The organism is Streptomyces sp. NPDC044061 (genome assembly GCF_056434305.1).
Genome location: NZ_JBWKFL010000013.1, coordinates 189,825 through 211,361 on the forward strand (window position 1 = coordinate 189,825; position 21,537 = coordinate 211,361).

The following is a 21,537-nucleotide window of genomic DNA, read 5'->3' on the forward strand; positions in this document are numbered from 1 at the left end:
ACGCACTTCTTCGTCTGCGAGGTCTTTCCATGACGGAACTGACGGACAGCACCGGCCCGGCGACCCCGGCCGATCCCGTCTCCTTCCCCCAGGACCGCACCTGCCCCTACCACCCCCCCACCGGATACGACCCGCTGCGCGACGGGCGAGGCCTGTCCCGCGTCACCCTCTTCGACGGCCGCGAGGTCTGGGCGGTCACCGGCCACGCCACCGCCCGCACCCTGCTCGCGGACGCCCGGCTGTCCACCGACCGGACCCGCCCCGGCTTCCCCGCGCCCACCGCCCGCTTCGCCGCCGTCCGCGACCGCCGGGTGGCGCTGCTCGGCGTCGACGACCCCGTGCACCAGACGCAGCGGCGGACGATGATCACGTCGTTCACCGTCAAACGCTCGGTCGAGTTGCGGCCCACGATCCAGGGGATCGTCGACGGACTCCTGGACGCGATGATCGAGAAGGGCCCGCCGGCCGAGCTGGTCTCGGCCTTCGCCCTGCCCGTGCCGTCCATGGTGATCTGCGGTCTGCTCGGCGTGCCGTACGCCGACCACGAGTTCTTCGAGGAGCAGTCCCGCAGGCTGCTGCGCGGCCCCACGGCCGCCGACACCCAGGAGGCGCGCGAACGGCTGGAGGACTACCTCGGCGACCTGATCGACCGCAAGGCGCGGCAGGCGCAGCCGGGCGACGGCGTCCTGGACGACCTCGTCCACCAGCAGTTCCGCGCGGGCGCGCTGGACCGGGCCGAAGTCGTCTCGCTGGCCGTCATCCTGCTGGTCGCCGGCCACGAGACGACCGCCAACATGATCTCCCTCGGCACCTACACCCTGCTGCAGCACCCCGACCGGCTCACCGAGCTGCGCACCGACCCGGGGCTGCTGCCCACCGCCGTCGAGGAGTTGATGCGGATGCTGTCCATCGCGGACGGTCTGTTGCGCGTCGCCCTGGCGGACATCGAGGTCGACGGCGCCACGATCCGGGCCGGCGAGGGCGTGCTCTTCGCGACCTCGGTCATCAACCGCGACCCGGCCCAGTACGACGATCCCGACACCCTTGACTTCCACCGCTCCGCCCGTCACCACGTGGCCTTCGGCTTCGGCATCCACCAGTGCCTGGGCCAGAACCTGGCCCGCGCGGAACTGGAGATCGCCCTGGGCACCCTGCTCCGCCGGCTGCCCGGCCTCCGGCTGGCCGCGCCCGCGGGTGAGATCCCCTTCAAACCCGGCGACACGATCCAGGGGATGCTGGAACTCCCCGTGACCTGGTAAGAGGCTCAGCCCATGCACATCGACATCGACAAGGACGTCTGTATCGGCGCGGGTCAGTGCGCGCTGGCCGCGCCGAGCGTGTTCACCCAGGACGACGACGGCTACAGCACGCTGATCCCCGGCCGTGAGGACGGCGCGGGCGACCCGATGGTCCGGGAGGCGGCACGCGCCTGCCCGGTCGGCGCGATCAAGCTGTCCGAGTCCTCCGCCTGAGGCGTGCCTCAGAGGACGTCAGGCCGAGCCCCGGCGCGCACTACTGCCGTCCGGCCGCCAGGCACCCCCGCTCGGCCTCGCTCGAGCGGGGGACTCTTGCCCAGGGCTCCTCGCCCGACCTTCACCTCGCCACGCAACCGGCTCGGCCGACCATGCATCCCGCCCTGCGCCGCCCCGATCCCGAAGCCGTCTCCCTGGCCGCCGGCCGTCACCAGGACCCGCGCTGCCTCGCGGGCCGCGGTCGTCGGCCAGGTGCTCGCGGTGACGCCGCCTGTGTGCCAGGCGCCGGGGTTCAGCGGGAGCGCGTGCCGGAACCTGTGTGGTCCGGCCGTCGAAGCACCTGCTGGCTGCCGGCCGTCACCAGGACCCGTGCCGCCTCGCGGGCCTCGGTCGTCGGCCAGGTGCTCGCGGTGACGCCGCCTGTGTGCCAGGCGCCGGGGTTCAGCGGGAGCGCGCGCCGGCAGCCGCCTGGTCCGGCCGGTCGGGCATCCCCTCATGGCGTCGCCGATCCCGAAGCCACCCGCCGGCCCCCCAGATCCCGAAGCCGTCCGCCGGCCGCCCCCCGATCTCGGAGTCACCCCTGGCCGCCGGCCGCCACCAGAACCCGCGCCGCCTCGCGGGCCTCGGCCGCCGGTCGGGGGGTCGCTGTGATGCCGGCTGTGACCATCGCGCCCTCGGCCAGCAGGAACAGGGGACCCGTGAGGGCCGTGGGCAGCTCCGCGTCGGTCACGAGTGAGGCGAGGTAGGTGCGGAACGCCTCCTTGTGCGCACGTACCTGCTCAGCCACCCGGGTCGACGTGGCGCCCAGCTCGCCGTAGGCGTTGATCCAGGCGCAGCCGCGGAAGCCGTCCTCGGCGAACCACTCCTCCAGCCAGTCGAAGACGGCCGGGATCCGCTCGCGCGGGTCCGGCTGCCGCGCCACGTGCTCGGCGAGCCGCTGCCGCCAGCGCTCGTCCCGCCGTTCCAGATAGGCCTCGACCAGTTGCTCCTTGGTGGGGAACAGCTGGTACAGACGCTTCAGCGACACGCCCGAGGCGCCGCGCAGCTCGTCCATGCCCACGGACTGGATGCCCCGGGCGTAGAACAGCCGCTCAGCGGCGTCGAGCGCTTGGTCCCGGGCGACCGCGCCGTCCATCGGAGACACCCCTCCTTGACGAGAGAACGAACGTTCTCCTACCGTAGCAGCCCGCTGGAGAACGCTCGTTCTCCACTGGTGTCCGAGCCGAGGAGCAGACGATGACCGACCGACCGCCCCTGCCGCCCTTCACCCGGGAGACCGCCGCACAGAAGGTCCAGGCCGCCGAGGACGCCTGGAACACCCGCGATCCGCACCGGGTGGCGCTCGCCTACACGGAGGACTCGGTCTGGCGCAATCGGGACACCTTCCTCACCGGCCGTGACGAGATCGTCGAGTTCCTCACCGCCAAGTGGCAGCGCGAGCTGGACTACGCGCTGCGCAAGGACCTGTGGGCCTTCGACGGAGACCGCATCGCCGTCCGCTTCCAGTACGAGTCCCACGACGCCGACGGGCAGTGGTGGCGCTCCTACGGCAACGAACTCTGGGAGTTCGACGAGCACGGTCTGATGCGCCGGCGCGAGGCGAGCATCAACGACGTACGCATCGAGCAGGAGCAGCGGCGCATCCACGGACCGCGGCCCGAGGCCGAGCGGGGGCTGTCCTTCCCGGTTCAGTAGGGTGCCCGGATGACCGCACCGGCCGAGAAGCCCTTCCTCTACGTCGTCGTCTGCGCGGCCGGGATCGCCGCCGGCGTCGGCACACTGATCACCGCCGCCCAGGAACGGGGCTGGGAGGTCGGGGTCATCGCCACACCGGTCGCCATGGGCGGGTTCTTCGACACCGCCGCGGTCGAGGCCCGGACGGGCCGTCCGATACGGTCCGCCTGGCGCTCCCCGGCCGACCCCCGGCCGTTCCCGCCGCCGGACGCCGTGGTGGTGGCGCCCGCCACCTTCAACACCGTCAACAAGTGGGCGGCCGGCCTGGCCGACACCCTCGCCGTCGGCACGCTGTGCGAGGCCGCCGGGCTCGGCGTGCCGATCGCCGTCCTGCCCTGTGTGGCCGACGCGCTGGCCACGCACCCCGCCTACCAGGACAGCCTGATACGCCTGCGCGGGATGGGCGTCCGCTTCGGCGCGCCGTACTCCGGCATGCCCGACGAGCGGGGCGGGCGGCCCGAGTTCCCCTGGGAGAGCGCGCTGGACCTGCTGGAAGGCCGCTGACAGCGGGCTCCGGCCCGGACCGCTCCCGGACGGGCCTCACCCCGCGCGGCCGGCCGGACCCCTCACCGCACCCTCCGGACGTATTCCGCGCTGCCCGGTGTGGAGACCTTCACGTCCCGGCGGACGATGCTCAGCCGGTCGCCCCAGTGCGCGAGGGCCTTGCGCAGGCCGCTGTCGGTGTACTCGATGTCCACCACCCGGTCGTCGAACGCCTTGGCGTACACCCCGCACTCGTCGTACTGGCCGCACTCCTCCGTGACCGCGAAGTCCAGCCCCGTCCGCTGCCGCTGTCCGGCCAGTTCGGCGGTGTTCTTCTGCCCGACGGCCAGGTGCCGGGCGTGCGCGTGCCGGGAGAGCAGGCGCATGAACGCGGTCGCGTCGGAGGCCGTGAGCAGGTGCCGGGAGCGGGTGTAGCTGTCGTAGTTGTCCGGCTCGACGGCGTCGAAGCCCTTCTTCGCGCAGCCGTCGATCCAGCTGTTCACGCGCTCGGCCACCCGCGCTCGCCCGGCCGGGGTGCGCAGGTCCAGCAGCGGCTCGTTCCAGTCCTCGTCGACGACCACCCTGCCACGGGCGTCGCGCAGCAGCAGGTCGGCGGGCCAGGAGGAGCGCTCCTGCGGCTGGGCCTGGAAGGCGTTGACGTAGCAGATGTTGTACAGGCCCGGCGCCGGGGAGCCGGACCGGTCGCGGCTGACGATCCGGACGCCGGCGGGCGGGGGATAGGCGCCGCCGATCTGGTAGTCGAAGCCCGCGTGGCGCGGCGGCAGTCGGACCGCGGCCGGCTTCGAGGACCAGCCCTTCCCGGTGCCCCCCGAACCGCAGCCGGCCAGTGTGGTCACCGTGAGGGCCAGGGCGAGCAGGGTCGTGCCGACGGTCGCCCTCCGACCTCCGACGCGGGGAACCCCCTTGGTGGGCAAGTCCGCTCCATCAGTCGCGGGTACGGCCCCGCCGGTCGGCGCGGCACGTGTCAGGATCCAATCCTCCACGCGCGCGTGCGGTCAAATCGGCGCCGGAGCGGGACGTACGCTCCTGAGTGACCACCGCACCCGAAGGCAGGAGCAGCAACGATGCAGTACGTGAAGCTCGGTTCGACGGGCCTGGACGTGTCGCGGATCTGTCTGGGCTGCATGACCTACGGCCTGCCCGACCGCGGCACGCACGAGTGGACGCTCGACGAGGAGGCCTCCCGTCCGCTCGTCCGGCAGGCGCTGGAGGCGGGCATCAACTTCTTCGACACCGCCAACGTCTACTCCGACGGCACCAGTGAGGAGATCGTCGGCAAGGCCCTGCGGGACTTCGCGAACCGCGACGAGATCGTGCTCGCCACCAAGGTGCACGGCCGGATGCGGCCGGGCCCCAACGGCGGCGGCCTCTCCCGCAAGGCCGTTCTGTCCGAGATCGACCACAGCCTGCGCCGCCTCGGCACCGACTACGTGGACCTGTACCAGATCCACCGCTACGACCACGACACTCCGATCGAGGAGACGATGGAGGCGCTGCACGACCTGGTCAAGGCCGGCAAGGTGCGCTACATCGGGGCCAGTTCGATGTACGCGTGGGAGTTCTCCAAGGCCCAGTACACGGCCGAACTGCGCGGCTGGACCAAGTTCGTGTCCATGCAGAACCACTACAACCTGCTCTACCGCGAGGAGGAGCGGGAGATGCTGCCGCTCTGCGCGGACCAGGGTGTGAGCGCCCTGCCGTGGAGCCCGCTGGCCCGCGGCCGGCTCACCCGGGACTGGGGCACCGTCACCGAGCGCAGCGCGGGCGACAACTTCGGCAACCGTCTCTACCTGGAGAGCGACCGCACCATCGTCGAGGCCGTCACCCGGATCGCCGAGGACCGGGGCGTCCCGCGTGCCCAGGTGGCCCTGGCCTGGCTGCTGCATCAGGACACCGTGGCCGCACCGATCGTCGGCGCGGCCCGGCCGCAGCACATCGCGGACGCGGTGGCGGCCGTCGAACTGGGGCTGAGCGACAAGGAGATCGAGGAACTGGAGCAGCCCTACACCCCGCGCGCGATCAGCGGCCACTGACGGCTCAGTGGGGTCCGTGCGGCGCGGCCTCCGTGCCGCACGGACCGGCGCCCTCGCTCTCCGGCAGCGGGACGCGCTCACCGGACATGGTCAGCGTCCGGTAGTAGCCGCCGATGCGCTCGGCCGAACGGCCGACGTAGTGTCCGATGAAGGAGCGCCGGAAGCGGCCGGCGTCGCGGTTGGGGCCCGAGCCGTGCACCAGGCTGCCGTTGAAGAACAGCACGTCGCCCGGCGCCAGGTCCACCGGCACCGGGGCCAGACCGGGCGGCGGTGCCACGTACTCGCGGGCGAACGACAGCCGTTCGTCCGCCACTTCGGGACAGAACAGGTCCATCCGGTGTGTGCCCGGGACGACTTCGAGGCCGCCGTTGTCCCGGTCGACGACGTCACAGGCGACCCACGCGGCCACACAGGTGCCCGGCTCGACCCGCAGATAGAAGTTGTCCTGGTGCAGCGCCTGGCCCCGGGCGCCCGGCGGCTTGAAGTAGAACATGCTCTGTGCGGCCAGCACCTCCTGGCCGAGCAGCACCTCGAGAACCTCCCGCAGCCGGGCGTCCAGCAGGAAGCTCCGGGCCGAAGCGCTGATCTCGTGCGGCTGCATCACCCGGGGGTACCGGCGCAGTGGGTCGGGGTCGGCGGGCCGCGGCTCGAAGTGGCCCGGGACCGGCCCGGCCGCGCGCAGCGCCGCGAAGGTGTCGCGCAGCCGCTCGATCTCGTCGTACCCGAACAGGCCGCGTACGACGGTGAATCCGTCCTCCTCGAACCGCTGCCGGAGTGCCTCGGGCAGGATGGCGCCGCTGTCCGTGGCTGTCATGTGTCCGCTCCTTCGGTGGCTCTTCCCTGCCACGCTAGGCCGACGCGCCCACCGGGAGGATGCCCATGCGTGCTGAGGGACTGCCCGGGACGGCTGCCGGCGACCCGTCCCCGCCACCCGGCCTGGTGGTGACCGGCCGCTACGACCAGGGGCCGGGGTACGGGGTCAACCGCCCCCGCGGTTCCGACAGTTGGCTGTTCACCTACACCATGGGCGGGTGGGGCCTGGTCCGGCAGGGCGGCGCCCGGGCCGACGCGGTCGCCGGGCGCCTGGTGGTGCTCGCCCCGGGAGTGGCCCATCGCTATGCCGTGGCGCCCGGTGCCCCGCACTGGCGGTTCTGGTGGGCGCACTGCCAGGCGCGCCCCTCCTGGGCGCCCTGGCTCCGCCCGTACGCCGTGGCCGACGGGCTGTACGTCCTCGCGCCCGTCCCCGGGAGCCTGCGCGGGCGCGTCGAGGCCGCGTTCGGCCGGATGCTCGCCGACGCCCGCCGGCCCGCACGGGGCACACCGCCCGAGGACCCGGTGGCGGTGGCCCACGACAGCCTGTCGCGGGAGTTGGCCCTGTGCGCGCTGGAGGAGGTGGTGCTGCTCGCCGTGTCCGGGGCCCAGGCGCCGGCACCCGAGCCGGGCGACGACGCCCGGGTGCGCCGCGCCGAGGAACTGATCGCCGCCGACCCGGGTGCCCCGCACACGGTCCGCTCGCTCGCCGGGAGCGTCGCCCTATCCCCGTCCCGGTTCGCCCATCTGTTCACCCTGCGCACCGGCCGGCCGCCCATGAGTGCGCTGCGCGAGGCCCGGCTGCGGCACGCGGCCCGGCTGCTGGAGGTCACCGACCTGACCGTGGAGCGGGTGGCGGCGGCGTCCGGATTCCCCAGCCCGTTCCACTTCAGCCGGGTCTTCCGCGAGCGCTACGGAGTGCCTCCGGGCGCCTACCGGGCAGGTGAACGCCCGTAATGCATCGCAAAGGCTTCCATTGACAGAATGTCAAGAAAGAAGCGCGGAAAAGGCAATGTTCAAGAGTGGGAGATCTCTTGTTCCTTGGTGCCGTGCTGTGCAAAAGTGTGCGCTGTCGGCGCGCAGACAATTACATTTTCCGCTGCACGCGCCAGGCCGCTCCCGTGCGCCCCCCCACGCTTCAAAAGAGCTGCCCAGGCGGACGTTCCGGGATGCCGAATACCATCCGTACTGGCTGGTATGGACCAATTCCAGTGTCGCGCCCGGAGGAATGCAGACGTGAATGACCCAGGCCCGTCGGATTCCGCCCCCACCACCCCCCGGTTCGACGTCTCGGACGAGCAACTGAGTGCCGAACTGAAGAAGTGGACGGGAACGACTCCCGCGCTCCATCCGGTCGGCGAACTCCTGGACCGCCACTGGGAAGCGGCCTTCGCCTATGCCCGGCTGTGCACCGACGGACCCCGTGCGGCCGGCATGCTCACCACGGCCGCCTTCACCCGGCTGTTCGGCGAGTCCATCAGGCAGGCGGGGCCGTCCGCCGCCTGGCGGCCCCACCTGCTGGTCACCGTGCGCCGGATCGCGGCCGAGTGGGACGGCGACGGCCGCCAGGAACTCCTGCACCCCGCCCTGCGGCCGGGCCCCGGCAGCGGGGAGCGCGCGGCGGCCCGGCTGCTCCCGCCGTCCGGGCGGCGACTGCTGTCCCGCGCCTTCCAGCGACTGCCCCAGGCCGCCCGCGCCGTGCTGTGGCACATCGAGGTCGAGGCCGACCCCGTCGCCGTCCCCGCCGCGCTGCTGGGCCTGGACGAGGAGGAGACCCGGATCGATCTGCGCCGCGCCCGCGAGCGGCTGCGCGAGGAATGCCTCCAGGCCCACCGCGAACTCGCCCCCGACGCCGAGTGCCAGCGGTACCTGCGCATGCTGGACGTGACCTACCGGCGCGGCGGCGTCGACATCGACCCGGACCTGCAGCAGCACCTGGCCGGCTGCAGACACTGCCGGCAGACCGCCGACCAGCTCGACCGGTTCAACGCGGGGCTCGGGCTCGCGCTCGCCGAGGCGGTCCTCGGCTGGGGCGCCCGCGCCTACCAGGAGTCCCGGGCGGCCCGCACCGAGGAGACCACGCCCCCGCGCCCGCAATTCCCGCCGGACACCGCGGCCTTCCCGGGCGGGGAGGCGTTCAGCACCCTGGCACCCGCACCGGTCGCGACCGCCACGGCGCCGGCGAGGACACCCGCCTCTCACGGGCCCGCCCCGTCCCGCCGTTCCGCGCTCCGGGCCGCCCGCCGCGCCCGCCGCCGCAACCTCGCCCTGGCCGTCGTCACGGTCAGCGGCCTGGTCGTCCTCCCGCTCTTCCTGTGGTCGGTGCTCGGCTCGGGCGACGATCCCGTGCCGGCCCCCGGCGCCACGCCCTCCAGGGCCCCGGGCAAGGACTCCGCGACGCCGGGCCCGTCCTGGGCCGGTACGAACGGTTCCGCCCAGGGCGCTCTGCGCGGCCGGCTGCACAACCTCGCCTCGGGCCTGTGCGTGGGCGTCGTCGGCAAGAAGGCGGTCAAGGGCGCGGAGACCGAACTCACCACCTGCTCCTCGACGCCGAGCCAGCAGTGGACGTACGAGACCGACGGACTGCTGCGCAACGCCTCCGCCCCGGACCTGTGCCTGGACTCCCACCTCGGCTACTCGGTGCGGCTCTCCCCCTGCACGGCCACCGGAAAGGCCGCGAAGGACATCCGCTACGACTTCACCCTGCAGGGCGCGCTCGTCCCGCGCTCGGACCAGGACCTTGCGCTGACCCCCGCGGCGACCGACGGTTCCGGCGCCCTCGTCCTGAAGACCCGCAGCGCGACTTCCGCCCAGCGCTGGACCGTCGACACGGCCAAGCCCGACCTGCAGATGGAGATCGTCAACTGGGGCACCGACACCACCCCGACCCCGACGGCCAAGCCCACGCCCCGAACCTCGAAAACACCCTCACCGACACCCACCCCGACGCCGACCGGGCCCAGCCCCACACCGTCGCCCACCGCCACGCCGGACTTCTGCTCGGCGTACCCGTCCTACTGCGACGGAGGCGGCGGCTACGACGGCGGCGGCTATGGAGGCGGTGGCTACGGCGGCGGGCGGCACCATCACTGAACGGCCTTGCGGTCCGACACTGCCCGTCGGCTCAGTGGTGGTGCGGGGGCGGGGGCGGGATCGTTGCCAGGCCGGGGGCCGGTTCGGGCCATACCAGCAGGACCGGACAGGGTGCGTGGTCGACGGCGAACCGGACGGCCGGGCCCAGGCTGCGCGGCCCGAGCCGGGAGCGGTCGCCGTCCCGGGCCAGCACCAGCAGATCGGCGCCGTCGGCCGCGGCCACCACCTCCCGCTCGACCCGCCCGGACCGCTCCTCGCGGAGACAGGGTCGCCCCAGCCGCTCGGCCGCGGCGTGCAGGAGTTCGGCCGCCGAGCTGCCACCGAGCGTTTCCAGTCGGCCGCCCGGGTCGCGTTCGGGGTGGCCGCGGCCGAGCAGCCCCGCGTACGCCCCGTGCGCCACCCCGGGTACGTCAGGACCGGTCACGTGCAGCAGCACCACCTCCGTGGCGTGCGGGGCGTGGGTGCGCACGGCGTCCACGCAGGCGGGCCAGGTGCCCTCGACGAGCCAGGCGATCACGCGCATCCGGTCGGCCTCCCTCGGCTCATGGAAACCCTCAGAGAATCTGCAGCGACCCCCACAGTGCCACCACGGACAGGGCCAGCGCCGAGGGCACGGCGAGCAGGCCGAGACGAGTGAACTCCCCGAGGTCCACGCCGTGCTCGTGCTGGTGCACGATCCGCCGCCAGAGCAGGGTGGCGAGCGACCCGGCGTAGGTGAGGTTGGGGCCGATGTTCACGCCGAGCAGCACCGCGAGCACCGCGCCGGAACCCCCGGGAGCGGCGAGCGGCAGCAGCACCAGCACAGCGGGCAGGTTGTTGATGAGGTTCGCGAGGACGGCGGCCAGTGCGGCGGTCCCGAGCAGCGCGGGCAGCCCCGTGCCACCGGGCAGGACGTGTCCGAGCGCGTCGGCGAGCCCGTTGTCCACCACCGCGCGCACCACGATGCCGAGCGCCAGCACGAACGCCAGGAAGGCCGGCGCCGCCGCCCGCACCACGCTCAGCGGGGTCGCCTTCCGGCGCACCAGCGCCCGCCCCGCCAGCACCAGCGCCCCGGCCGCCGCCACCCACGCCGGTTCCACCCCGAACGCCGACGCCACCACGAAACCGGCCAGCGTGCAGCCCACGGTGACCAGCGCGAACAGCGGCAGCCGCGGTGGCTCACCGGTGTCCTTGCCGGCCGGGGCCGCCGCGGTGAGGTCCCGGGCGAAGAACCACCGGAACACCGCGTACTCGGCGCCGATCGCCAGCAGCCACGGCAGCGCCATCAGCGCCGCGAAGCGGGTGAAGCTCAGCCCGCTCGCCGCGAAGGCGAGGAGGTTCGTCAGATTGGACACGGGCAGCAGCAGCGACGCCGTGTTCGACAGATGCGTGCAGGCGTACACATGCGGCTTCGGCCGTACGCCCGTCCGCGCGGCCGTCGCGAAGACGACCGGGGTCAGCAGCACGATCGTGGCGTCCAGGCTGAGCACCGCCGTGATCGCCGAGGCCAGCGCGAACACCGCGGTCAGCAGCCGCACCGGACGGCCCGCCGCCCAGCGCGCCATCCACGCCCCGCACGCCTGGAACAGGCCCTCCACGTCGCAGAAATGGGCGAGCACCAGCACCGCGGCCAGGAACCCCACCACGGGCCCGAGCCGTTCCGCCTCGGCCCGGGCGTGCTCCAGCGAGATCGCCCCGGTGGCGACGGCGACCCCGGCGGCCGGTACGGCCATCGCCGCCTCCGGCCATCCGAAGGGCCGTACGACGGCCCAGGCGAGCACGGCGACCAGGAGGACGGCGGACAGGGCCTCGGCAAGGGGGGTGTTCAGGGCGGGTCCTCCGGATCGATCACAAGCTGCCCGCCCATGAAAACAGACGACCGTGAGCGGGCTACGAGGAGCGGGTGCCCGCCGCGCCCAGGAATTCCTCCCAGCCGCCCACCGGGGCCTGACCCGGCGCCAGCGTGCGCAGTTTGCGCAGCACCGCCGGATCCTGCGCCTCCAGCCAGGCCACGAGCTGCTTGAACGACACGAACCGCACCTCGTCGTGCTCCGCCATCCGGCCGATCGCCTCCTCGACGGCGTCCATGTAGATGCCGCCGTTCCAGCGTTCGAAGTGGTTGCCGATGAAGAGGGGAGCGCGGTTGCTCTCGTACGCGCGCCGGAAGCCGGCCAGGTAGGTGTCCCGGGCCTGTGCGCGCCAGACGTCGAACCGGGTGCGGTCGCCCAGCGGGTCACCGCCGGACTGGTTGAACATCATGTTGTAGTCCATCGACAGCACTTGGAAGGAGTGGCCGGAGAACGGTATGGACTGCAGCGGGAAGTCCCAGATCCGGTTGCCCTGCACCTTGCCCGGCCAGATCTGCAGCCCGCCGGGCGAGCTGGCGTCGTACTTCCAGCCGAGCGCGGCCGCGGTGGGCAGCAGGTTGGTCTGGCCCTCCAGGCAGGGGGTGCGGCCGCCGATCAGCTCCTTGCGGTAGTCGAAGGGGAGCGGTTCGAGGTCCGTAAAGCCGGTGTTGGTCTTCCACTTCGTGACGAAGCCGATCGCCTGCTCGATCTCGCTGCGCCACTCGGCCGGTGTCCAGTTGCGCACGCCGGTCGCGCCGCAGAAGTGCCCGTTGAAGTGGGTGCCGATCTCGTGGCCCTCCAGCCAGGCGGTCCGCACCTGCTGGAGCGTCGCGTGGATGTGCCGGTCGGCGAGGTAGCCGATGTCGGACGCGCCGACCGCGTGCCGCGGCGGACGGTAGAGGTCCTTCCTGGCCTCCGGCAGGGTGTAGATGCCGCTGAGGAAGAAGGTCATCCTGGCGCCGTGGTCGGCCGCGACCTTGCGGAACCGGGAGAACAGCCGGTTGCTCAGCTCTCCGGCGCCGTCCCAGGAGAACACCACGAACTGCGGGGGCTTCTGGCCCGGCTTCAGCCGGGCCGGCTTCGGCTGGTGCGGCTGGGCGCCCGTGTCGGCGGTGGAGCCGTCCCCGATGAGCCTGACCGGCCGGGCCTGCGCGGTGCCCTTGCCGTACGCCGGGTCCTTCTCGCCGACGGAGAGCCCGAGGCCGGAGGAGCAGGCGGACAGGGCCCCGAGGGCGCCCGCAGCCGCCCCCGCCGTCAGCACTCGCCTGCGTGAGATGCCGCTCATGTTCTTCCCCGATTTCCTCGTCGCGGCTCCCTGCGGAGCCTTCTCGCTGTGTGGTCGACGGGTTCGATGAGGGGGAGTCGAGGAAAGATCGCGGCGAGGGGGACGTGTTGCCGTCCTGTGACACTTGTGGCGCGCTCATGACGAACCCCGCTGCCCGGGAGCGGACAGCGGGGTCGAGGAGGGACGTTCGGTCAGGCGCCGGTGCCGGAGCTGAACACGGTCAGGAAGACGGACGAGGAGTTGCCGGAGACGGGGACCGGACCGGCCGTCCAGGCCACCCTGAGCTGGTCACGCTCGTCCGGCGGGGTGACCAGCAGCGCGGCCGGCGTGGCCGTCTTCGCGCCGCTGATCTCCGGGTTGGAGAAGGTCAGACCCGCCCAGGCGCTCTGGCCCGGCCTGAGCGTGACCGTCACCGGCGAGCCGGACGAACGCTTGGGGTCCGGGCCGAGCTGGGTGCCGGAGGCGCTCACGAACGCCGCGCCCGGGAAGCCGTGCAGGGTGCAGATCCGGGCGGACTTGTTGGTGAGCACGATGGGGAAGTTCTCCTGGCCGGCACCCGGGTTGTTGCGCCCGACGGAGGCGCGCAGCTCGGAGGTGTGGCACCGGCTGCTGGTGCTGCCGGTCTTGGCGCCGGTGCCGGTGCCGGAGGAGGTGGCCGAGTCCGGGGCGGCGGACGACTTCGAACCACCCGGTGTGGAGGCGGCGGCGGACGCGGAGGACGACGCCGGGTTCTTCGAGGCCTCGGTCGCCGGACCGGCCGTGCCCGACACCTTCTGCGGGGTGGAGTGGATGTCCTGGCTGCCGCACGCGGTCAGCAGGCCCAGTACGGCGACCGCGCCCGTGAGCAGGGCCCCGCGCTGCAATGCCTGGGATGAGTACGCCATGTCGCTCAACACTCCTGGATCGTCATGGCACGCGGCGGACGCGCGCCTACGGCGCCGGGTGCGCCGTCACCTCACTTCGATGCACGGGCCACCGGAAAAGTTCGGACCTCTCCGGGTGATTTTCCCCGCCTCGACCGCCGGCCGACGCCTCCGATGTGTCAGGTGACCCGCAGTGAGCGGAGTATGCCGTCGGTCGCGTCCGCGTCACCCCGCTGGCGCACCTGTACGTACACCCGTGGCCGAGCGGACCCGTCCGCCGGGCCGAGCGCGGACTCGGTGACCGAGCCGCCGTCCGGGCACGCGTTCCAGGTCCGGATCCGGCCCCGCCACTCCGCATCGGCGAAGGCGCGGCTGCCGGCGTAGCGGCAGCCGGAGTGCGCGAGGGCGTTCACCCGCGCGGTGACGTCACCGCGCTCGCCGACCCCGACGAACACACCGTCGACCGCGGTCCTCAGGTCGGACCAGTGCGTCAGGTCGTCGGCGACCACCAGGCCCGGCTCGTGGCCCGCCGTCAGCCCGAGCGTGTGCGGGTCCCAGCCGGAGTCGCGCAGCTCGCGGGCCCAGCCCGCCGGCACCTGGACGGAGACCCGGCCGGTGGAGTCCTTCACGTCGACCCGGTCGGCGGTGCCGGGCCGGTGGAGGACCACCGTCACGGTGACGGCGGCGGCCGCGGCGGCGAGCGCCGCGGCCACCACCAGCGTCACCGTGTTCAACCGGCCCCGGACACCGTCGAGCCGCCTGCCCGGCCGGACACCGGAGGCCGCCGCCAGCCGGTCCAGTTCGTCCGCGAACGCGTGCGCCGTCGGCCAGCGCCGCTCCCGGTCCGGCTCCAGGGCGCGCAGCAGCGCCCGCTCGGCCTGCTCGCCCAGGTCCGGCCGCAGTCGCCCGGGCGGTACGACCTTCCCCGGCGGCCCCGGCACGGTCCCGGTCACCAGCTCGTAGCCGACCGCGCCCAGGCTGTAGACGTCGGCGCGCGCGTCGATGCCCTCGCCGGGCTCGGCCTGCTCCGGCGGCTGATAGCCCGCCGAGCCGGCCGCGAGCGTGAGCACCGAGGCCTGCGCGAGGCTCTTGGCGAGCCCCAGGTCGGCCAGCAGCAGCCGCCGCTCGCCGTCCGGGGCCGTGTGCAGCAGCACGTTGGTCGGCTTGATGTCGCGGTGCACGATGCCGGCCTCGTGCAGCGCGGCGGCGCTCCGCGCGGCCTGCGCGGTCAGCGCCAGCGCCTGGGGCACCGGCAGCGGACCGGCCGCCAGCAGATCGGCGAGGGTGCCGCCGTCGGCGTACTCCATCACGAAGTACGGCCTGCCGTCCGGCAGTTCACCGATGTCGTAGACCTGCACCACCCGGCTGGAGCCGGCCCGGCGCAGCAGCCGCGCCTCGGACAGGAACCGATCCCGGATGTCCAGCCGGTGCGCCCAGTTCTCGGCGAGTACCTTCACCGCCACGGGCGCGTCCAGCTCCTCGTCGTGGGCGAGCCACACCGTGGCGAAGGCACCGGTGCCCAGGCGTCGTTCGAGGCGGTAGCGGCCGATCCGCTCCAGGGAGTGCATACGACTATCATGCCTGCCCTGAGATCGACTTCGAGGGGGACCCTGACGTGCAGGACGAGGTGAGCGCCGAAGACCTCGCACGGCGCGCCGCCGCGGGCGACCGGGCGGCCCTTGACCGGCTGCTGACCGGGCTGCGGCCCGAGATCGTGCGCCGCTGCGGGCGCTTCCTGCCCTGCCGGGAGGACGCCGAGGAGGCCGCGCAGGACGTGCTCCTCCAGGTGGCCCGGCACATCTCCGCCTTCGAGGGCCGCAGTCGCTTCAGCACCTGGCTGTACACCGTCGTCGCCAACTGCTGCCGGCAGAAGTACCGCGAGCTGAAGCGGCGGGCCGCCGAACAGCCCGTGGTCATCGAGCCCGCCGAGTACGTCGACCCGCGCACCACCAGTGTCATCGCGGGCTCCCGGATCGATCTGCTGGAGGCCCTGGACCGGCTGGAGCGCGAGCACCCGCACCTGGTCGCGCCCCTGGTCTACCGGGACATCTGCCAGCTGGAGTACGCCGAGGTCGCCGAGCGCGTCGGGATTCCGCTCGGCACCCTCAAGTCCCGTCTGCACGAGGCCCGCAAACAGGTACGGCCCTGGCTGCGGGGCTACTGATCCTCCTGGAGCAGCCCCAGCTCCGCCCAGATCGTCTTGCCCTCCGCGGTGTGTCTGCTGCCCCACCGCTCGGTGAGCTGGGCGACCAGCAGCAGCCCGCGGCCGCCCTCGTCGAAGGTCTTGGCGCGCCTGAGGTGCGGGGCGGTGTGGCTGGTGTCGGACACCTCGACGATCAGCGTGGCGGCGTCATGGATCAGCCGCAGCCGGATCGGGCGGGAGCCGTAGCGGATGGCGTTGGTGACCAGCTCGCTCACCACCAGCTCGGCCGTGAACCCGACCTCGCTCAGCGCCCAGCGCTCCAGCTGCTCCACGACCTGCTTGCGGATCGGCGCGACCAGCGCCGGGTCGGCGGGGATGTCCCAGGTCGCCACCTGGGAGCCGGGCAGTCCCCGGGTGCGGGCCAGCAGCAGCGCCACGTCGTCGGGGGCGCCGCCCTTGGGGAGCAGCGCGTGCAGGATGCGGTCGCAGGTCTCGTCCAGGGAGTCCGCGTACCCCCCGAGCGCCTGGTACAGCAGCTCCGGTCCGGGGTCTCCGGCGCGCTCCCGGGACAGCATCAGACCGTCCGTGTACAGGGCCAGGACGGTGCCCTCGGGCAGCTCCACCTCGGCCGACTCGAAGGGCAGCCCGCCCAGGCCCAGCGGGGGGCCGGCGGGCAGGTCCAGGTGGTGGGGCTCGCCGCCGGGCCTCAGCACCACGGGCGCCGGGAGTCCGGCCCGGGCCAGGGTGCAGCGCCGCGAGACCGGGTCGTAGACGGCGTACAGGCAGGTGGCGCCGACCTCCCCGGGGCTGCCGTCGCCGCCGGACTCCTCCGACAGCCGCACCACCAGGTCGTCGAGGTGGGTGAGCAGCTCGTCCGGGGCCAGGTCGATGTCGGCCAGGGTGCGGACGGCGGTGCGCAGCCGGCCCATCGTGGCCGAGGCCTGGATGCCGTGCCCGACGACGTCTCCGACGACCATCGCCACCCGCATCCCGGACAGCGGGATCACGTCGAACCAGTCGCCGCCCACCCCCGCCCGGGTCGCCGGCAGATAGCGGGAGGACGCCTCCAGCGCGGCCGTGCGCGGGAGCGTGCGCGGCAGCAGGCTGCGCTGCAGCGCGAAGGCCGTCTCGCGTTCGCGGGAGTAGCGGCGGGCGTTGTCGATGCAGACGGCGGCCCGGGCGGTGATCTCCTCCGCCAGCAGCATGTCGTCGTCGGTGAACGGATCCGGGCGCCGATGCCGGGTGAGTACGGCGACCCCGAGGGTCAGCCCGCGGGCCTGGATGGGCACGGACATCGAGGAGTGGATGCCGAACTCCCGCACCCGCTCGCCGCGCGCGGTGTGCCAGGTCAGCCACTGGTCCAGGTCGCCCTTGGCCACCGAGGCCCGGATGGTGCGGCCGGCCGTCAGGGAGTCGGCCTGCGGGGAGAAGGCCGGGTACAGCTCGATCAGGCCGGGATTGGCCACCGCCTCCGGCACGCCCCTGAGGACAGACTGGTGCGCGACCCGGCGCAGGTTCACCGGGGCCGTGAGGCGGGCAGGGGGCTCGCCGCCGTACTCCTCCGGGTCCAGCAGGTCGATGGTGACGAAGTCGGCCAGTGCGGGCACGCACACGTCCGCCAGTTCCTGCGCGGTTCGGGTGACGTCGAGGGTGGAGCCGATGCGCACGCTCGCCTCGTTGACGATCTGCAGCCGCTGCCGGGCCCGGTGGTTGTCGGTGACGTCGTGCGTCGCCATGCACACGCCCCGCACCCGGCCCTCGGGGTCGGTGACCGGGGCCATCCGCGCCAGCCAGGCGTGCGCCCGGTCCTCGCCGCCGGTGCGCATGAACGTCTGGACGTCCAGCGGCCGGCCCGTGGTGAGCACCTGGAGCAGGCCCTGCTCCAGCTCCTCGCTCTGCGGCTTGCCGCCGATCTCCGAGAGCCTCAGGCCCCGCAGGCGGTCCTCGGGCAGGCCGATCACCTCGGCCATGGCGTCGTTCATGTGGCGCAGTCGCAGCTCCTCGTCGTACACGGAGAGGGCGCACGGCGACTGGACGAGGCCGGCCCGGTCCAGCGGATCGTCCGGGGAGCCGGGGTTCCGGCCGGGCAGCGGCGTGACCACGAGCCAGTCGCCGTTGTGACCGTCGCGCGGGGGCCGGCGGTGGGCGAGCAGCCACACGGAGACCGTGCGGCCGTCCCGGTGGCGCAGTCCGACCGTCCCCGCCCAGCGCGCGCCGCCGGGCACGGCCGGGGTGCCGTCGCCGGCCAGCAGCTGGACGGCAGGGCGGCCCACGACGGCGTCGGCAGGGTGTCCGAGCAGGCGCCGCGCGCCCTCGTTCCACTCCACCAGCGTTCCGCCGTCGTCGATGACAGCCCGGGCCGTGGCCGCATCGTCGAACGGATAGACCCGGCTCATCGTCGCCGCTCCCAAGCGCACACTCACAGTGAACAGGTGGCACCACTTGTGTTCCAGCGTAGTGCGTCGGGGTCTCCCGTGACCCGTGACCCCGGTGGACCCGGCCGACCCGTCGAACATCGTCAAGGGGGAATTTCGGCCGATGCGGCCGTCGGGGCAGGAGTCTGCTCCCGCACCCTTGACGATCGTGCGTGGCAGACCGTCAGAATCTGTTTGTTCACGATCAGTTGTGAGTACTTCTGGGCCCTGATGAGGGAGAGTCGCCATGACGGTCACGCGCAGATCGGTTCTGGTCGCAGCCACGGCGGCGCCTGCCGCCGGAGCGCTCCCGGGCACCCCCGCGGCCCAGGCCGCCGAGGCGTCCGGTGCCGCGCCCGGACGCCGCACCGTCCCGCTGCGCGACGGCTGGCGCTTCGCGCTGGCCGACCCGGGCGGCATCACCGACCCGGACGGCGTCTACGCGCGGGCGGCCGACCCGACGTACGACGACTGCGCCTGGCGCGAGGTCGCCGTACCGCACGACTGGAGCATCGAGCAGACCCCCACGACCGACCACGGCACCACCAGCGGCACCGGCTTCTTCCCGGGCGGCCTCGGCTGGTACCGGCTCACCTTCACCCTGCCGCCCGCGTACACCGGCAAGCGGATCTCGGTCGAGTTCGACGGCGTCTACATGGACTCGTACGTCTACTGCAACGGCACCGAGGCCGGCCGCCATCCCTACGGCTACACCGGCTTCGCCCTCGACCTCACCGACCTGGTGCACACCGACGGCCGCACTCCGAACGTCCTCGCGGTCAAGGTCCAGAACCAGCTGCCGAGCAGCCGCTGGTACTCGGGCAGCGGCATCTACCGCGAGGCCCGACTGGTGATCACCGAACCCGTGCACGTGGCCCGCTGGGGCACGTACGTCACCACGCCCGAGGTCGACGCGGAGCGGGCCGTGGTGCGGGTGCGGACCACCGTGCTCAACGAGTCCGGCACCGGCACGGACGTCCAGGTCCTGTCCCGGATCACCGGTCCCGACGGCCGCACCCTCGCCCGCACCTCCACCACGGTCGCCGTCTCCGAGCAGGCCACCGAGACGCACGAACTGACCGTTCCCGGGCCCCGGCTGTGGGACTTCGATACCCCGGACCACCGCTACACCCTGCACACCGAGCTGCGGGCCGGCGGCCGCACCACGGACACCCACCGCACCCCCTTCGGTATCCGCACCTACCGCTTCGACCCGGACGAGGGCTTCTCCCTCAACGGCACCCACCACAAGATCAAGGGCGTGGATCTGCACCACGACCAGGGCGCGCTCGGCGCGGCGATCAGCGTCGACGCGGTGCGCCGACAGATGGCGATCATGAAGTCGATGGGCGTCAACGCGTTCCGCACCTCGCACAACCCGCCCTCGCCGCAGATGATCCAGGTCTGCGAGGAGCTGGGCATCGTGATGATGGTGGAGGCCTTCGACTGCTGGAGGACCGGCAAGACCCGGTACGACTACGGCCGGTTCTTCGACGAGTGGTGCGAGAAGGACGCCACCGAGATGGTGCTCGCGGCCCGCAACTCGCCCGCCGTGGTCCTGTGGTCCATCGGCAACGAGATCCCCGACTCCACCTCGACCGCCGGGCTCGCCATGGCCGACCGGATCATCGGCGCGATCAAGGCCGCCGACGACAGCCGGCCGGTGGTCATCGGCTCGAACAAGTACCACGGCGTGCCCGCCACCGGCTCCGCGGCGGACCGCATGCTCGCCAAGCTCGACGGCCTGGGCCTGAACTACAACACGGCCAAGTCGGTCGACGCCCTGCACGCCAAGTACCCCCAGCTGTTCCTGTTCGAGTCCGAGTCCTCGTCGGAGACCTCGACCCGGGGCACGTACCAGGAGCCGGAACACCTCAACACGGGCGAGAACCACACCCCGGGCAGGCGGGAGGTGTCCTCCTACGACAACAACCTCGCCTCCTGGACGATGAGCGGCGAGTACGGGCACAAGAAGGACCGGGACCGCAAGTGGTTCGCGGGGCAGTTCCTGTGGTCGGGCATCGACTACCTCGGCGAGCCCACCCCGTACGACGTCTTCCCGGTGAAGGCGTCCTTCTTCGGCGCGGTGGACACGGCCGGCTTCCCCAAGGACATGTACCACCTGTTCAGGAGCCAGTGGACGACCGAACCGACGGTCCATCTGCTGCCGATGACCTGGAACCACGAGGAGGGGGACACGGTCGAGGTCTGGGCGTACGCCAACGTGCCCTCCGTCGAGCTGTTCCTCAACGGGCAGTCCCTCGGCGTCAGGGAGTTCGACGTCAAGCGGACCACCGACGGCCGCACCTACCTGGAGACCACGGAGGCCACCGGCGACGACAAGACCTTCACCGACGGCCCCTACCCGGGCAGCTACACCAGCCCCGACGGCAGCGCGGGCAAACTGCACCTGACCTGGAAGGTGCCCTACCGGCCCGGCGAGTTGAAGGCGGTGGCCCGCCGGGACGGCGAGGTGGTCGCCACCGACGTCCTGCGCACCGCCGGGGACCCGCACGCCGTGCGCCTGACCGCCGACCGTGAGTCCCTGGCAGCCGACGGCCGTTCCCTGGCCTTCGTGACCGCCGAGGTCGTCGACGCGCACGGCGTGGTCGTGCCCGACGCCGAGCACCTCATCGCCTTCGACGTGACCGGGGGCTCCCTGGCCGGCCTCGACAACGGCCGCGAGGAGAGCGCCGAGCGCTACCAGGCCAGTAACCGAACCGCGTTCCACGGCAAGGCCCTCGCGATCGTCAGGTCCGGCGGTGCGCCGGGCACCCTGAAGGTCACGGCGCGGGCGGACGGGCTGCGCGGGGGCACGGTGAGCGTGCGCAGCACGCCGGCCCGTTCGGCCGCCACCACCGCCGCGCCCGGCTTCGGGCCCGGCCGTCCGGCCGCCCCGGACTTCCCGCACGCGGACGCCAGTTACTCCGGACGTCCGGACACCCTGCCCGCCGCGATGCTGGACGGCGACCCGGCCACCGGCTGGTCCAACGCCTTCGCCAAGTCGGCCACGGCGCTGCTGCCCGCTTTCGGCGGGGCCCGCGCGAAGGACTGGGTGTCGGTCGACTTCGGGCGGGCCCGCGCCGTCGACCGGGTGGCGGTCTCCTTCACGGTCGACGGCACCCACGAGCTGCCCGCCGAGGCCGAGGTGGCGGTGTGGGACGGTCGTGCCTTCGTGCCGGTGACGGGCGCCAGGACCGACTGGGCCACCGCCTCGGACAGTCCCACGGTGATCACCTTCGACCCGGTGCGCGGCTCGCGGGTGCGCCTCACGCTCACCAGCGCCCATCCGGGCGAACCCGGGGGAGCGGTGCGCATCAGCCGGCTCGACGTCTGAGCGGCCTGCCCGCGGACCGGTTC

At 72.9% G+C, this 21,537-nt stretch carries 18 protein-coding genes; 9 read left to right on the forward strand and 9 right to left on the reverse strand.

Going from position 1 to position 21,537, the window contains the following annotated elements:
- Positions 1-29: 29 nt before the first annotated feature.
- A complete protein-coding gene (locus AC07CM_RS22625; RefSeq protein WP_478878228.1) occupies positions 30-1,259 on the forward strand; it encodes a cytochrome P450 in 1,230 nt (409 codons plus the stop codon).
- A gap of 12 nt (positions 1,260-1,271) precedes the next feature.
- Positions 1,272-1,472: a ferredoxin gene (locus tag AC07CM_RS22630; RefSeq protein ID WP_478878229.1), complete on the forward strand. Its 201-nt coding sequence runs from the start codon at positions 1,272-1,274 to the stop codon at positions 1,470-1,472.
- Positions 1,473-2,046: 574 nt separating this feature from the next.
- Here the strand turns inward: AC07CM_RS22630 and AC07CM_RS22635 are convergent.
- Positions 2,047-2,607 (reverse strand): TetR/AcrR family transcriptional regulator, encoded by a 561-nt coding sequence (locus AC07CM_RS22635; protein ID WP_478878230.1) that lies wholly within the window; start codon positions 2,605-2,607, stop codon positions 2,047-2,049.
- A 101-nt stretch (positions 2,608-2,708) separates the two neighbouring features.
- Here AC07CM_RS22635 and AC07CM_RS22640 point away from each other — a divergent pair, with 101 nt between their 5' ends.
- A complete protein-coding gene (locus AC07CM_RS22640; protein WP_478878231.1) occupies positions 2,709-3,167 on the forward strand; it encodes a nuclear transport factor 2 family protein in 459 nt (152 codons plus the stop codon).
- A gap of 9 nt (positions 3,168-3,176) precedes the next feature.
- Complete coding sequence (locus AC07CM_RS22645) at positions 3,177-3,710, forward strand: flavoprotein (RefSeq protein WP_478878232.1); 534 nt, start codon at positions 3,177-3,179, stop codon at positions 3,708-3,710.
- Positions 3,711-3,772: 62 nt separating this feature from the next.
- Here the strand turns inward: AC07CM_RS22645 and AC07CM_RS22650 are convergent, their stop codons facing one another.
- Positions 3,773-4,624, reverse strand: coding sequence for an endo alpha-1,4 polygalactosaminidase (locus tag AC07CM_RS22650; RefSeq protein WP_478878233.1), 852 nt, complete (start codon positions 4,622-4,624; stop codon positions 3,773-3,775).
- Between the two features lie 150 nt (positions 4,625-4,774).
- Between AC07CM_RS22650 and AC07CM_RS22655 the strand changes: the two genes are divergently transcribed.
- On the forward strand, positions 4,775-5,743 hold the full coding sequence (locus AC07CM_RS22655; protein WP_478878234.1) for an aldo/keto reductase: 969 nt from the start codon (positions 4,775-4,777) through the stop codon (positions 5,741-5,743).
- Positions 5,744-5,747: 4 nt separating this feature from the next.
- Here AC07CM_RS22655 and AC07CM_RS22660 read toward each other — a convergent pair whose 3' ends face one another.
- Entirely contained in the window at positions 5,748-6,557 is an 810-nt protein-coding gene (locus AC07CM_RS22660) for a phytanoyl-CoA dioxygenase family protein (RefSeq protein WP_478878235.1), read from the reverse strand.
- Between the two features lie 65 nt (positions 6,558-6,622).
- On the opposite strand from AC07CM_RS22660, the gene AC07CM_RS22665 reads away from it, so the two are divergent.
- Together AC07CM_RS22665 and AC07CM_RS22670 are read left to right on the forward strand one after the other, a co-directional pair.
- Positions 6,623-7,510, forward strand: a complete 888-nt coding sequence (locus AC07CM_RS22665) for a helix-turn-helix domain-containing protein (protein ID WP_478878236.1) — start codon at positions 6,623-6,625, stop codon at positions 7,508-7,510.
- Positions 7,511-7,789: 279 nt separating this feature from the next.
- Entirely contained in the window at positions 7,790-9,646 is a 1,857-nt protein-coding gene (locus AC07CM_RS22670) for a ricin-type beta-trefoil lectin domain protein (RefSeq protein WP_478878237.1), read from the forward strand.
- A gap of 31 nt (positions 9,647-9,677) precedes the next feature.
- Here the strand turns inward: AC07CM_RS22670 and AC07CM_RS22675 are convergent, their stop codons facing one another.
- The 5 genes from AC07CM_RS22675 to AC07CM_RS22695 all read right to left on the reverse strand — a co-directional run bounded on the left by AC07CM_RS22675 (position 9,678) and on the right by AC07CM_RS22695 (position 15,188).
- Positions 9,678-10,169, reverse strand: coding sequence for a universal stress protein (locus AC07CM_RS22675; RefSeq protein ID WP_478878238.1), 492 nt, complete (start codon positions 10,167-10,169; stop codon positions 9,678-9,680).
- A gap of 31 nt (positions 10,170-10,200) precedes the next feature.
- On the reverse strand, positions 10,201-11,454 hold the full coding sequence (locus AC07CM_RS22680) for an SLC13 family permease (protein WP_478878314.1): 1,254 nt from the start codon (positions 11,452-11,454) through the stop codon (positions 10,201-10,203).
- Between the two features lie 61 nt (positions 11,455-11,515).
- Positions 11,516-12,757 carry a polysaccharide deacetylase family protein gene (locus AC07CM_RS22685; RefSeq protein WP_478878239.1) on the reverse strand — a complete coding sequence of 414 codons (1,242 nt, stop codon included), beginning with the start codon at positions 12,755-12,757 and terminating at the stop codon, positions 11,516-11,518.
- Between the two features lie 191 nt (positions 12,758-12,948).
- Positions 12,949-13,641: a DUF4232 domain-containing protein gene (locus AC07CM_RS22690; RefSeq protein ID WP_478878240.1), complete on the reverse strand. Its 693-nt coding sequence runs from the start codon at positions 13,639-13,641 to the stop codon at positions 12,949-12,951.
- Positions 13,642-13,799: 158 nt separating this feature from the next.
- Positions 13,800-15,188, reverse strand: a complete 1,389-nt coding sequence (locus tag AC07CM_RS22695; RefSeq protein ID WP_478878241.1) for a serine/threonine-protein kinase — start codon at positions 15,186-15,188, stop codon at positions 13,800-13,802.
- 47 nt (positions 15,189-15,235) lie between these two features.
- Here AC07CM_RS22695 and AC07CM_RS22700 point away from each other — a divergent pair, with 47 nt between their 5' ends.
- Positions 15,236-15,784, forward strand: a complete 549-nt coding sequence (locus tag AC07CM_RS22700; RefSeq protein WP_478878242.1) for an RNA polymerase sigma factor — start codon at positions 15,236-15,238, stop codon at positions 15,782-15,784.
- Here the strand turns inward: AC07CM_RS22700 and AC07CM_RS22705 are convergent.
- Complete coding sequence (locus tag AC07CM_RS22705; protein ID WP_478878243.1) at positions 15,778-18,159, reverse strand: SpoIIE family protein phosphatase; 2,382 nt, start codon at positions 18,157-18,159, stop codon at positions 15,778-15,780. The two genes, AC07CM_RS22700 and AC07CM_RS22705, sit on opposite strands and share 7 nt — an antisense overlap.
- A gap of 265 nt (positions 18,160-18,424) precedes the next feature.
- Here AC07CM_RS22705 and AC07CM_RS22710 point away from each other — a divergent pair, with 265 nt between their 5' ends.
- Complete coding sequence (locus AC07CM_RS22710) at positions 18,425-21,514, forward strand: glycoside hydrolase family 2 TIM barrel-domain containing protein (RefSeq protein WP_478878244.1); 3,090 nt, start codon at positions 18,425-18,427, stop codon at positions 21,512-21,514.
- The last annotated feature ends 23 nt before the right edge of the window (positions 21,515-21,537 follow it).